This is a genomic window from Cohnella yongneupensis (assembly GCF_042655785.1).
GTDB lineage: Bacteria > Bacillota > Bacilli > Paenibacillales > Paenibacillaceae > Cohnella > Cohnella yongneupensis.
Window position 1 is genome coordinate 210,097 of sequence record NZ_JBHSNC010000024.1, and the last position, 13,718, is coordinate 223,814.

The 13,718-nt window shown below is 54.3% G+C and carries 11 protein-coding genes; 1 reads left to right on the top strand and 10 read right to left on the bottom strand.

Features of this window, described 5'->3' with window-relative positions; translation table 11 throughout:
• The first annotated feature begins 160 nt into the window (after nucleotides 1-160).
• A complete protein-coding gene (locus ACFPQ4_RS08155; RefSeq protein ID WP_378111291.1) occupies nucleotides 161-2,431 on the top strand; it encodes a glycoside hydrolase family 127 protein in 2,271 nt (756 codons plus the stop codon).
• A gap of 179 nt (nucleotides 2,432-2,610) precedes the next feature.
• Here ACFPQ4_RS08155 and ACFPQ4_RS08160 read toward each other — a convergent pair whose 3' ends face one another.
• The 10 genes from ACFPQ4_RS08160 to ACFPQ4_RS08205 form a co-directional block, all read right to left on the bottom strand.
• Nucleotides 2,611-3,573, bottom strand: a complete 963-nt coding sequence (locus ACFPQ4_RS08160) for an alpha/beta fold hydrolase (protein ID WP_378111293.1) — start codon at nucleotides 3,571-3,573, stop codon at nucleotides 2,611-2,613.
• 67 nt (nucleotides 3,574-3,640) lie between these two features.
• Nucleotides 3,641-5,110, bottom strand: coding sequence for a sucrose phosphorylase (gtfA, locus tag ACFPQ4_RS08165; protein ID WP_378111294.1), 1,470 nt, complete (start codon nucleotides 5,108-5,110; stop codon nucleotides 3,641-3,643).
• A 12-nt stretch (nucleotides 5,111-5,122) separates the two neighbouring features.
• Complete coding sequence (locus tag ACFPQ4_RS08170; protein WP_378111295.1) at nucleotides 5,123-6,079, bottom strand: carbohydrate kinase family protein; 957 nt, start codon at nucleotides 6,077-6,079, stop codon at nucleotides 5,123-5,125.
• Between the two features lie 70 nt (nucleotides 6,080-6,149).
• Entirely contained in the window at nucleotides 6,150-7,124 is a 975-nt protein-coding gene (locus ACFPQ4_RS08175) for a LacI family DNA-binding transcriptional regulator (RefSeq protein ID WP_378111296.1), read from the bottom strand.
• Nucleotides 7,125-7,241: 117 nt separating this feature from the next.
• A complete protein-coding gene (locus ACFPQ4_RS08180; RefSeq protein WP_378111297.1) occupies nucleotides 7,242-8,231 on the bottom strand; it encodes a LacI family DNA-binding transcriptional regulator in 990 nt (329 codons plus the stop codon).
• 72 nt (nucleotides 8,232-8,303) lie between these two features.
• On the bottom strand, nucleotides 8,304-9,131 hold the full coding sequence (locus ACFPQ4_RS08185; RefSeq protein ID WP_378111298.1) for a carbohydrate ABC transporter permease: 828 nt from the start codon (nucleotides 9,129-9,131) through the stop codon (nucleotides 8,304-8,306).
• Nucleotides 9,128-10,009, bottom strand: a complete 882-nt coding sequence (locus tag ACFPQ4_RS08190; RefSeq protein WP_378111299.1) for a carbohydrate ABC transporter permease — start codon at nucleotides 10,007-10,009, stop codon at nucleotides 9,128-9,130. The genes ACFPQ4_RS08185 and ACFPQ4_RS08190 overlap by 4 nt, the downstream gene beginning before the upstream one ends.
• A gap of 91 nt (nucleotides 10,010-10,100) precedes the next feature.
• Nucleotides 10,101-11,474 (bottom strand): ABC transporter substrate-binding protein, encoded by a 1,374-nt coding sequence (locus tag ACFPQ4_RS08195; protein WP_378111300.1) that lies wholly within the window; start codon nucleotides 11,472-11,474, stop codon nucleotides 10,101-10,103.
• A 449-nt stretch (nucleotides 11,475-11,923) separates the two neighbouring features.
• A complete protein-coding gene (locus ACFPQ4_RS08200) occupies nucleotides 11,924-13,078 on the bottom strand; it encodes a Gfo/Idh/MocA family protein (protein ID WP_378111301.1) in 1,155 nt (384 codons plus the stop codon).
• Nucleotides 13,079-13,124: 46 nt separating this feature from the next.
• Nucleotides 13,125-13,715 (bottom strand): hypothetical protein, encoded by a 591-nt coding sequence (locus ACFPQ4_RS08205; protein WP_378111302.1) that lies wholly within the window; start codon nucleotides 13,713-13,715, stop codon nucleotides 13,125-13,127.
• Between the last annotated feature and the right edge of the window lie 3 nt (nucleotides 13,716-13,718).

The window sequence follows — 13,718 nt, forward strand, 5'->3', positions numbered from 1 at the left end:
CCTTCTTCCTTTTTCACACTTCATTCTACGTGGAATTCAGTAATCTCGGAATAGAAAATTTAAACAACTTCCTTTTTAACATATAATCGAACCTTAAGCTATTTACTCACCCCGTGTCGAAATTATACGCTTTCATCATATTCTCGAGAGGATGAATGTGATGAAGGATATGACCCTCACAACTGCATTGCAGCACTTCGGACTCGACCGCGTGCTATTATCGAACGACTATCTGACCCATGCCTTTCAGAAAGAGTTGGACTATTTGACCAGCTATGACGTTGACCGTCTCCTTGCCGGATTCCGGGAAACGAACGGCTTGCAGCCGAAGGCTGACAAATATCCGGGGTGGGAAAGCACCGAAATCCGAGGTCATACGTTGGGCCATTATTTGACGGCTGTCTCTCAGGCTTACGCCCAGACGAAGGATAAAGATCTCCTCGCAAGGATCGAATATCTCATCGGCGAATTATCTGATTGCCAACAGGATAACGGCTACCTATCCGCCTTTCCCGAGACGCTGTTCGACAACGTTGAGAATCGTAAACCGGCCTGGGTACCGTGGTATACGATGCACAAAATCATAGCCGGTCTCGTTGCCGTCTATGATGCGACCCATCTTAAGCAGGCTTATGAAGTCGTTAATCGTCTCGGCGATTGGACAGCGAACCGCGCCTTGTCGTGGTCCGAAGAGCTTCAGTCCGTGGTGCTGGCTGTCGAATATGGCGGCATGAACGATTGCCTCTACGATCTGTATAAGGTAACGGGAAATCATCGCCATCTTGAAACTGCCCACCGGTTTGATGAAATCCACTTGTTCGAAGCCCTGCGCGAAGGACGGGATGTACTGCAAGGCAAACATGCCAATACGATGATTCCGAAATTCATCGGCGCTCTGAACCGGTATTTGACTCTTGGCGAAAACGAACGCCGCTATTACGAAGCGGCCGTTAATTTCTGGGATATGGTCGTTAATCATCATAGTTACATTACAGGCGGCAACAGCGAATGCGAACACTTCGGCGAGCCCGATGTGCTGGACAGCAAGCGCTCCGACGTGACCTGCGAAACCTGCAACAGCTACAATATGCTGAAGCTGACCAAAGAATTGTTTAAGCTGACGCAAGATCGCAAATACGCCGATTTTTACGAGAGAACCTATATTAACGCGATCGTATCTTCCCAAAATCCGGATACGGGCATGACGATGTACTTCCAGCCGATGGCCACCGGATATTTCAAAATTTACAGCTCGCCGTTCGAACATTTTTGGTGTTGTACGGGAACGGGAATGGAAAGCTTTACGAAGTTGAACGATAGTCTCTATTTCCATAACGGCAGCAGCCTATATATTAACCAGTTCATCAGCTCAAAGCTGAATTGGACGGAGCAGCAGGTAACGGTAACGCAGTCGACTTCGCTTCCTGCAATGGATACGGTTGTATTCACCATTCAAACCAACGAATCGAAGCAGCTCGCGCTGCATATCCGTATTCCATCTTGGGCTGCAGGCGAGGTTGTCGTTTCGGTGAATGGCAAGGAGACGACGCTGATCAAGGATCTGCATTATGCGGTCGTCGATCGGAAGTGGAACGACGGAGATACGGTTTCATTGCGCATTCCGATGAAGGTTACTTATTCCCGATTGCCTGATTCCCCTTATTCCATCGGCTTTCAGTACGGTCCGATCGTACTCAGCGCGGCGCTTGGCACTGAAGATCTCACGGAGTCGAAAACCGGCGTTAACGTCCACGTTGCGACGAGAAGAATCGCGGTCAAAGATTTTATCGTGCCCCAAGGGATGATCGTGGAGGAATGGCTGCAACGGTTCGATGAACATGTCGTTCGCCGTGGCAACGAACTGGCATTCGTCCTTAAGCATACGGACGAGGATGAGCGGCTTGTATTCACCCCGCATTACCTTCAGCATCGCGAAAGATACGGCATCTATTGGAGCTTTCTGGATGAAGGATCGGAGGAGCTGCAGAAACATATTGATCACGCCGAACGGGAAAGGCTGGTGAGAGAAGCGACGATCGACGCCGTACAAGTGGGCAACGATCAATATGAATTGGAACATCAGGTTCAAGGGGAACTCACCCGCGCGGGTACTTGGGAAGGATTAAACGGCAGAATGGCAGAACCCGGCGGTTGGTTTAGCTATCGGATGAAAGTTGGGCCAGGTACGGCGCTAAACGTGACTTTCAACCGCATGCATACGAATCGCAGCATTGACATCTTTGTGGACGAGGAGCTTCTCTCTACCGAACAATTCCCTCAGGAATGGAAGCGCGCGTTCTATGAGCGGACTTTGGTTCTTCCGGATGAGCTGACTTCAGGCAAGGAAGCCGTAACCGTCAAATTCGTTCCGAACAAGAAGACCAACGGCATTTACGGCGTTCTTCGAACGATTAAGTATACTTCTCGATAGTTGGCAGTTCAACCTTGATGATCAAGTCATGGAACAGCACGATATAGACAATTACTCCCCCAAAGCCATGAAAAATCCTCCCGCGATCTGAAATCTCGGGAGGATTAGTGTGCCGTCAGAACTTAAGCGCGCGGGAACCGATGGCCGCCTTAACTCGTTCCATATGAAAAGATACAATTTCAATTTTCATTCATAAAAAATTGCATCGTCCGATCGCCTGATCCCGGCAAGTTCTCGTGCCCGTAATCCGGGTAGACGACGAGCTGTTTAGACGCGGTCATTTTGTTGTATGCCGCGAACTGCGTGGACGGCGGGCAGATCGTATCCATTAGGCTGACAAACAACAGCACTTCGCCTTTAATACGAGGGGCCAAATACTGCAAGTCGATGTACCCGAGCTTTTCGAATATTTCGTCCTCTCGCTCATGCAGCGGATCGAAATAGCGGAAGAAAGTTCTAAGCTCTTGATAGGCATCCTTGGCTAGATCCATTTCCCAGACTCGTTTGTAGTCGCACAGGAACGGAAATACGGGAGCGAGCTTCTTCACCCGGGGTTCCAGCGCTGCGCAAGCGATCGTTAGTGCGCCGCCTTGCGAGCCGCCCATCGCATAGACACGCTGCGGATCGACCTCGGGCAACTCGAGCGCGATGCCTGCCAATTGCGCGGCATCGAGGAAAATATGGCGGAACAGCAGGTTATCCGGATGATCGTCCAAGCCGCGAATAATATGGCCATGGTGCGTATTGCCCTTTACGCCTCCCGTATCTTCGGACATGCCGCCTTGTCCGCGGCAATCCATCGAGAGAACGGAGAATCCCAGCGATGCATAAGCGAGCTTATCGTGCCAATCGCCTGCGTTGCCCGTATAGCCGTGAAATTGGACGACGGCCGGATGACGGTTTTCGGCGTGTCTTGGCCGGACGTATTTGGCGTGGATACGAGCTCCGCGTACGCCGGTGAAATAAAGATCGAAGCATTCGGCTTGAGGAGTCTGGAATTCGCTTGGCACGAACTCAAGCTGAGGATCGACGGCGCGAAGCTCGGCCAAAGCGCGGTTCCAATACTCGTCGAAATCCGCCGGTCGAGGGTTGCGCCCTTTGTATGATTTCAACTCTTCTAGTGGCATGTCGATTAAAGGCATTCGGCAACATTCCTTTCAAGTAGTCAGTCGTGGCGACGAGCTTGAGCGCCTCCTCGCCGCGGAAGCATCAGATCCAGTATTCCGCTCGTTTCCCGTTGAAATCCGTATACGAGATCCAAGATTGGATCGTTCTCCAGTCCACGTGCAGTTCGCACATTATCTCTCCGTTCGTCCAGCGCAAAACAAGTGCATCGTCCGGAACGTCGACGACCTCGAACTCGCCGTCGAACGCCGCGTATTCGTTCCGGAAGCGAATCAGCTTGAGCAGCCGTTTGACGACTTCTTTCCCGAGCGACCGCTCGATTTCTTCCAACGAGTAATTGTGCCGGTTGATCTCGCGGCCTTCGCCCGTGAACGCCACCCTCTCCAAGTCGTTCTCCCCGGCGAGAAGACCGACGTAATATACTTGAGGGATGCCCGGCGCAAAAAATTGAATGGCGCGGGCAGTGAGATAGGCGTTGTCGTTCCGGTCTAATACCGAATAATAGGAGCAGCGGATCTGATGGACGTCGAAACCGTCCGTCGCCTTGTGCTCGTCCGACAGAATCAAGCTCAGGTTGGCTCCTCTGGACACGCAAAGATCGACGACCCGGCGAGCTTCGTTCGTATCGAGGAGGCCGTCCAAGTCCGGCTTGACCGGAATGCCGTCATGGCAATCGAGCATCGTGAATTGCTTGCTCGGCCGAACCTTCAAGTATTGCGCCAGCTCCTTGCCGTCTTGGGTCAGCAGCGCCTCGAGAATCCGGTAGGGCAATATGAAATCGTAGATCCAAAAGCCGCGCTCCGCGAGCTTGTATTGAATCGAAGGATGCGAATGGACTTCCGGCAGAAGCTCGATATCCATCGATCGCGCCATCTCCATCGTCCAGTCCAGAAATTCGTAAATGTCCGGTTCCACGAAAAAGCAGCTCGTACCTAGCTTTTTGATGACGTATCCGACGGCGTCGAGCCTGACGATCTTGACGTTGTTCGCCTTGAAATGCTCGAAAAACGACTTTAACAGCTTTCTGGCCGCGTCCGAACCGACGTCGAGATCGATCTGCTCGGACGGATCCGTCTTGCCGAACGTCGTCCATACGCTTTCCTCGCGGTCCGTGCCGGCGATCGGATAAGTCGAATACGGACGCGGACGGCGAAGGAACATGGCGTCGATGTCCGACTGGACGGGCCGGCCGTCCGGCCAAACCTTGTCGAGCGTCAGAAACAGGTCGGCATGCTCGGATGCCCGTCCCTTCTCGAGAAAATCGCGGAAATACTCGGATTGCCGGGACACGTGATTCACCATCAGGTCGACGAGAACGTCGTAGTTTTCGCCGATGGCTTGAATGTCCTCCCACGTGCCGAAGCTCGGATCGATCTCCAAATAAGTGAGAGGCGCGAATCCTCTATCGCCGGAGGAAGGGAAAGGGGGCAGAATATGAACGCCGCCCCTGAACAGATTGCTTAAGCTCGTATCGAGCACATGGCGCAACGCTTTCAAATCCCCGCCCAACGAATCGGGGTACGTAATCAACTGAACTTTGTTGTTGATGGCCATTACGTTCACCTCTTATAAACCGTATTGCGTTCGAATCGAAGACAAATCGGGCAGGTCCACAACCGCGCCCGTGAATTTCAGCTTGTATGCGCTGACGGCAAGACCGAGAGAAATCGCGTCCTTCAGAGTACTGCCTTGCGCAAGCGCGGCGTAGAAGCCGGACCAGAACGCGTCCCCCGCTCCCGTCGTATCCGACACCTCGTCGGCCAACGTCGGAAACCGGATCGTTTCCGCGCCGTTGGACGCCAAGGCGCCGTCTTTGCCGAGCGTCAGGATGACAAGCTTGGCGCCGAGATCGAGAAACTTGCGGAGTTGCTTGTCCGGAACGTCTTTGCCGAAGAGCCTTTCCGCGTCGTCGTCCGAAGGCTTGACGATATCGGAGCGGCCGATGATCGTTTTGACGTATTCGACGCCGTCCTCTTCCTCCGACCAAAGCATCGGATGGTAGTTCGGATCGAAACCGATCCGCACTCCGTGCGCCTGGGCGAGCTCTATCAGCCTCTCGACCGTGGTCCGGGACGGATTCATGGAGAGCGGCCAGCACGAGAAGTGGAGAAAGCGCGATTGCTTCGCGATCTCTTCGAGCGCCGGACGGTACGACAACCGGTAATCCGCGCGGCGATAGAAGATCGGCACGGGCGTCGATCGGCTTTTCGTGAGCACGACGAGGCTCGTCGCCTCTTGCACCGTCTCGACGAACGCCGGCTCGATTCCTGCCGCTTGCAGATGACCGAGCAAAAACCGCCCCAGCCCGTCGGCTCCGACCGCAGCGGCCAGTTGCGACCGAGCGCCCAGCTTGCGAACGTTCATTGCGATGTTGGCGGGCGACCCGCCGAAATATTTGCGATAAGAGGAGGCTTCGTGATCTTCGCCGTACGTCTCCGAGATCAGATCGACGAGCAACTCCCCCACCGTCAACACGTCATTTGCTTTATCTTGCAGCGCCAAGGGGCGATTGAACTCCAGCACGAACTTTCCTCCTGCCTGATAGGTTGAAGCGCGAAATCTCGTCGGTGCGGCGGGAGGCGGGAGACCCTTCTCAAGTCGTGCCCCTTTCCAACAGCCTTACGGGCAATATCGTTTCCAGAGGCGTCTCTTCGCCCGCCATCTGTTGAAGGAGACGGAGAACCGCCAGCTTGCCCATCTCTTGAATCGGCTGTTCGATCGTCGTCAGCTCCTCCGCTCCGCCGTTCTGAATCCCGTCGTATCCGATGACCTTCAGATCGCCGGGAATCGACTTGCCGCGCCTCCTGCTTTCCCGGACGACCTGCAGGGCGAGCAAATCGCTGCTCGCGAACACGCCGTCGATGTCGGGGTGCTCGTCGAACAGCTCGCGAACGAGCGCTTCGTATTCCTTGTATTTGAACCCGTTCAAATCCGTCTGCCGTACGACGTAGTCGACCGATTGCCGCCCGACTTGCTCCATGAACGCGTCGTGCCGCTGCTTAGCCAACAAATTCAACTGCAAGCTGCCGCTGAGATAGGCGATTTTGCGGCACCGCTTCCTAATGAGCAGCTTCGTGGCCAGGGCGCCGCCTTTGTAGTTGTCGGACGAGACGTAAGGAATGGCGTCCGAAATCCGCCTGTCCAACGTAACTAGCGGTAGCTTGATTGCCATGTAGTCCTCTACCTTCATCGTATGGCTGCCCATGATGATGCCGTCGACCTGGCTGGCCCTCAGCAGCTCTATATATTCTTTTTCCTTTTTCTTATTGAGCAACGAGTTGCAAAGCATCAGCTTATAACCGTGCTTGTAGGCATAATACTCGATATGCTTCGTCAACTGACCGAAGAAAGGGTGCGAGATATCGGGAACGATAAGACCGATCACGTTCGATTTTTTACGGGAGAGCGACCGGGCCAGCTCGTTCGGCTGATAATTCAGCTCCTCCATCGCGCCCTGCACTTTCTTCTTCAGCTTGTCGCTTAAATATCCTCTGTTATTGAGCACCCTGGAGATGGTGGTGACCGATACTCCTACTCTCTCGGCAATGTCTTTAATGGTAACGGCCATCACGAAACCTCCCTTTGCAGTACAGTACAATCGGAACGGTGTCAACCGGTTGACACCGTCGTCGAACGATCGCCGCGCGAATGCGTCTACGCGCTTCGCGAGCTAACCGGCGCGGCGTTACGTTGTTTCCCGTTCGACAAGCGCGACGGGGAACGAATGGACGCCGGCGACCGCCACCCCCTCGATCTGCATCGCGATGAGCTCAACGGAACGTTCGCACATCTCGCGAATCGGCTGGCGGATTGTCGTTAAACGCGGCGTCAAGTATGACGCCACGTTAACGTCGTCGTATCCGATCAGCTTCAGCTCGTCCGGGATTCGCTTCCCTAGCCGGTGGCAAGCTTGCATCACCTCGGCCGCGATCACGTCGCTGCTGGCGAAGACGGCGTCCGTATCCGGATGCAGGGCGAAGAAGCGAGCAAGCTCTTCATCGTTCCGCCGGTCATCCGCGCCGCCGGCGTCGAGTTCCAGTCGAACGGACGCGACTCCGGCTTCCCGGAACGCTTCCTCGAAGCCCAAGACGCGATCGCTTGCCAACATGGCCGGATGATGCGGGCCTCCGATGCCGCGGTATACGTAAGCCGGATGCCGACAACCCTTCTCCGCGAGCAGTCGCGCCGCCAACGCCCCGCCCATCCGGTTATCGGAGGCGATGATCGGGATATCGGATCCGAGCGTGCGGTCGAACGACACGATCGGCAAGTTCAAGTGAAGATAATGCTCGACGTCGAGCACCGAGCTGCACATGACGATGCCATCTACCTGATTTTTCTTCAGCATTTCTATATGCTTGCGTTCCTTGCCGACGTCGCGGCTCGAATTGCACAGCAGTAGCTTATATCCGTTCCGGTCGGCGCAATCTTCCAGATGGTAGGCCAGCTCGCCGAAGAAGGGGTGCGCCACGGACGGAATGATGAGGCCGATCGTATTCGATTTTCTTCTGAATAGCGACCTCGCCATTTCGTTCGGCTGGTAACGGAGCTCCCTCATCGCCTCGTTGACCTTGTCTCGCGTCTTCTGGCTGATATAGCCTCTATCGTTAAGGACGCGGGATACGGTCGTGACGGATACTCCCGCTTTTTCAGCCACGTCTTCGATTTTCGCCATGAACGGACCACCTAGCGTTTTAGTCCCATTATAAGCCAAATAGGGGGTAATTTCAGCTTCTGAAAAAGAAGTTTATTTTAACGCGCCCTCGGTGATTCCCTTAATGATCTGGTTCTGGAGGAACAAATACAGCACGAGGACGGGAATGATCGTCATCACCAATCCTGCCATGAGCGGCGAGTAATCCACCGAATACGACGAGAAAAAAGCGTACGTCGACAACGGCAGCGTCTTTAAGTCCGGAGATAACAGCACGAGGCTCGGAAGCAAATAATCGTTCCAAATCCATAGCACGTCCAAGACGAGCAACGTGACGGTAACCGGTTTAAGCAGCGGCAGCACGACATGGAAGTATGTTCGAAGTCGCGAGCTCCCTTCCATGAAGGCGGATTCCTCCAGCTCGAACGGGATGCCTTTGATAAAACCATGGTACGTAAACACGCCGAAAGGAATGCCGAAGCCCATGTACATGAACAGCAAGCTGGCTTTCATGTTCAGCAGATGCATGTTGCCGTAGATCATGACGAGCGGAATCATGATGACTTGGAATGGAATCGTCATCGAAGCCAGCATGACGAAGAAGAGAACCGTGTTGACTTTCCATTTGAAGCGCACGAACAAATAACCGGTCATGGACGAGAAGACCAGGATCAACAAGACGCCGATGACGGTGATGATCGTGGAATTCACGAACGCCTGAAGAAAACCCATGTTCTCGAAGGCGTTGACGTAGTTCGAGAAGTCGAGGCTGCGCGGAAGCGCGATTGGATTCTCGACGAAATACTGCGTCTTCTTGAAGGAGTTCATGAGTACGAGCAGGAAGGGGATCAGAAAGACGAACAGCGCCGCGTACAGAATGAACGATTTGGCCAGCGCCAGCGGCTGTCGGGGTTTTCTCACGATTCCACCTCCAGTTTCTTAAGCAAATACGACTGCGTCAGGGCGATGACCGCCACGACGGCGAACAGGACTACGGCCTCGGCTTGCCCGACTCCGTATTGATTGGACAAGAACGCCTTCTGAACGATGTAGTAGGACGCCAGCTCGGTCGAATTGAACGGCCCGCCTTTCGTCAGCGCCAGGTTGATGTCATAGGTTAGGAAGGAACGCGACAGCGAGATGAAGACGCTGATGACGATCGCGGACACGGACAGCGGCAGCGTGATTCTTCTCAGAATGCCGGCGGCGCTCGCGCCGTCGATCCGGGCGGCTTCCAGCACGTCGACGGGGACGCCGGCGAAGCCCGCGATGTAAATGATCATCAGATAGCCGGACAGTTGCCAAGCGGTGGCGATGACGAGCGCCCAGAACGCGGTGCCGGTATCGGTCAGCCAGGACGTATCGAACAACGACCATCCGTACTTTTCGCCCAAAAAAGGCATCACTTGGGAGAATAGCGTTTGCCACAAGTAACCGAGGACGATACCTCCGATCAGGTTAGGCGTGAAGAAGCCCGTTCGGAGCCACTTTTGTCCCTTCAATCCGCCGGACAGCGCGAGCGCGATCATGAACGCTACCAGATTGGAGATCAGAACGGTGAAGAATACGTATTTCATCGTAAACCACAATTGCTTCAGGAACGCATCGTCGCGGAACACTTCCATGTAATTCGAAAAGCCGATGAACGTTCCGTCCGACGTCCGAACGTCCCAATTCGTGAAGGTCAAGTACAAGCCTATGACAAAAGGCGCTAGGACGACCGCGGCGAACGCGAACAAGGAAGGTCCACCGAACAGCAGGAAAGTTCCCGCGTTTTTCATCCAAAGCTTTTTGTTCATGTTGTCGCCCCTTTGCGGACAGGTAATGGACGCTTTCGAACAAAAGAGGGGCCGAGGCCGACGCCTCAGACCCGTCTTCTATTCGTGCGCGTTATTTCCCTGCGTTAGATTTCCAATAAGCTTCCACTTCGTCGGCCAGCCCTTGGCGATCGATCTTGTTTGCAAGGTACTTCTGCATTGATGCGCCCGTCTTGGCCCAGTAGTCTTGCGGGAGGTAGTTGATGACGCCGATGTTGATGACGTTGCCTTGGTCGACGTACGTGTTGATCGCGTCAGAGATGACGTTCGTGCCTTTCGCTTTGACGTCTTTGTACGGCAATGCCAAGCCCATCTTCGTGACGATCGCTTCTTGGCCTTGCTCGCTCGTGACCAGCCATTCGAGGAACGCTTTCGCCGCGGCTTGCTGCTCCGGCGACGAGCCCGAGTCATCGATCGCGAACAGCTTCGGTTCGCTGTAAGCGACTTGGTTGTTGCCGAAGTCGGACGAATTGTCGCTGATCGGAACAGGCAAGATGCCGAATTCTTGATCGCGGCCTTCCAGCGTACCGATGACCGCCCATGTCCAGTCGCCCATGAAGTAGAACGCCGCTTCGCCTTTGGCGAAGTCCGTGCTGTCCTTCATGTAATCCGCGACAAGCGGGTCCTTCGACCGGGCATTATACTTCTTGAGCAAATCGAACGTGTCCATCAATCCGGTAAACTGCGGGTTGTCGGACAATTTCACCGTGCCGTTCTTCATGTCTTCGACGAACTTGCGGTTCGTATCCACGCTGTTCGACTGCAAGGAATACGAGAGCGCCAAGTAGTGCGCGCCGAGCGACCAGTCCGCGCCGTGAATCATGACCGGAGCTTTGCCGGCCGCTTGGACTTTCTCGAACAGCGCAGCGAGATCGCTGCGGGTCTTGATCGTGGACGGATCGAAGGCGCCGCCGATCGATTCCTCCACCACGCGCTTGTTATACAGCAAGCCGTAGCCTTGAGCCGTCCACGGAATGCCGAGGAACTTGCCGTCCAACAGCGCTCCTTCGACCGCGCCCGGCTTCGTCAATTGCTCGTACTTGGCTTTCTCCGACTCGAGGTCCAGGAATTTGTCTTTGAACTGGAGAATCGTTCCTGGGTCGAGGTTAGCCATCGTGGCCGGATTGCCGGAAGCCAGCAACGACTGGAACTTCTCGAGCTGAGCGCCGCCGATCGGCGTCGGAATAAGCTCGATCGTCACGTTCGGGTGCAGCTCGTGATACGTCTTGAACAAATCCTCGAACACGTTGTTCACTTCCGCAGAAGTGTTGAAGAAGGTCAGCTTGACATCCTTGGCTTCTTCGGTCGCAGCCGCAGAAGAGCTAGGGGCCGGGCTGGCCGGCGAGCTGCTCGCCGGCGCGTTGCCGTTATTCCCCGAGCAAGCCGCTAATACGGACAACAGCATCGCGGAGCTGATACCTAAGGCAAGGCTTTTTCTCAATTGCAAAATCGTCTCCCCCTGACACGAATTTTGTAAGCGTAGTCATTCTCGCTTCACGAATATAATAACCGGTTGACATTTGATGTGTCAACCGGTTGTCATATGAATGCAGAATAAAGTTTCTTGTTAACTTGGTCCTGAGAATGCCTTTCTAACCGGACGTTTATTAGCGATACGAACCATGAGTTTATTTTTGGAGTTTGTAGAAAACAATTGACTTTCTAGAAGTGGCCCAATAATTGCGAGGAATACCTTTTCAACAGGTATACTTTGACCAAGGGCAGAAGAATTACGCGCAATATTCGCTGTACGCTCATTCCTTGCATGCACCAAAAAACAAACGGCACAGGGCTTTTTCCCATGCCGTTTGGATTCCATTTGTATTCTCGGTCTTGTCTTTGGGCTTAACTTAATGACATTCCTGCATGGGACACTCTTTTGAGTGAAATCCGCAGTCACTCATCAACTTTGACCCACCGTCTTTCGGCATGGCTTTTCAGGATGGCATCGATGATCTTCATGATATGGTGGCTGTCTTCCATGGATGCGAAAGACGGCGAAACGGGTTCGCCCGCTTCCTTGTTCCGGACCGCTTTGTAGAAATCGATCAGCAGGTTTTTCATGCCGTCCGGCCAGCCTTCTTGATGGCCCCCCGGATAATGGGCTAACGCCGCAGCCGGTGAGCTCAGCAGGCCGGGGTCCCTCATCAGCTGCCGGTTCGCCTCGTCCCGGCGACCGATCCAGAGGCTGTTGGGCTTTTCCTGATCCCACGCGAGGGCAGCGGATTCCGCCGCGATTTCGAAGGTTAAGCGGTTTTTGCGGCCGGCCGATACTTGCGAGACGGTAAACACGCCCTGCGTTCCGTTCTCGAAGTGGACGAGCACGCTACCGTAATCCTCGGTCTTCACTTCCATCGGCTCGGTTACCGCCGCAGCCGCTCCCGAGAACGTGGTGACCGATCCCTTCGTCTTTTGGCGGATCGGATGCACCGTTTTGAGGTCGGCGCACAGCTCCACGATCCGCTGTCCGAGTATGTGCTGGACCGTATCGCACCAGTGCGAGCCGATGTCCGCGATGGCGCGGGATAGGCCGTTCTTCTCCGTATCGAGCCGCCAGCTGTAGTCGGTGTCATACAAAAGCCAATCTTGCGTATATCCGCCGTAGACGAGATTGGCCTGGCCGAAATCGCCCTTTTCGATGTATTCCTTGGACTGCCGCACCAACGGGAAATGACGGTAGTTGAAGCAAACCCCGCTCACTCCGGCGCTTTGGCGCGACAGCTCGAGCAGTTTCGCGGATTCTTGGCTGTTTTTGGTCAGCGGTTTTTCCGACAGCAAATGTTTTCCAGCATGCAAAACTTGGCTGTTGACGCGGTAATGCATGTCATTCGGCGTGCAATTGTGAATGGCTTGAACTTCCGGATCGGCGATAAGCTCCTCGGGAGTTCCGTAAGCCTTGGGAATGCCGAATTGCTCGGCGAACGCCAATGCCTTCTCCAAGCTGCTCCCGCAGACCGCGACAATCTGCACGCCCGGCACCCTTCTCAACGCCTCTGCATGGAAGGATCCGGAGAAACCCGTGCCGATAATGCCCGTTTTGATTACCTTCATGGGCGATTGCCTCTCACCTTTCGTACTGGAATTCGGACATCCTTTGCTAATGGTGCCCCTCCCGATACAGAGCCTCAACAATATGTTCCTTCGAAACGATCACTTTTAACGGATTAGATCTCGACTTGCCTTTCACGACCTGAAAGGGGTAATGGACTTGTATTTTCTTCTGCATTTCCGGATCGAGGTAACCGTCGACCACATAGTTGCCGTCCGCCAGAAACAAAGCGAAGCTGCCGTTATTCACCTTGGTGTTGTACCCGAAATTGTGCCTTCCGGCATTCTCGCTGTGGATATTCAAGTAGACGCCGTCCACGGAGACTCCGTCGTATCGTTTGACCGTTCCCATAACGTTATTGTCCGGCACGATGAGTGCCAGCCGATCGGGAACCGGCTTGCCGCCCGTCACCTGAAACGTATAGAAGAGCTGAATCTGGGCTTGTGATTCCTCATCCCAATAGCCGTCGATCGTATAGTAGCTGTCCGGCAGCCGTAGAGAGAATGCTCCATCATTCACTTTGACGTTATAGCTCTTCGAATTCGTTCCGGTACCGTGCAGCTGAAGCCATGCGCCGGAGACGGGAGTGCCGTCTTTACTCTTCAAGGTTCCTTTAATATTGTGAAGGAATATGAACATTTC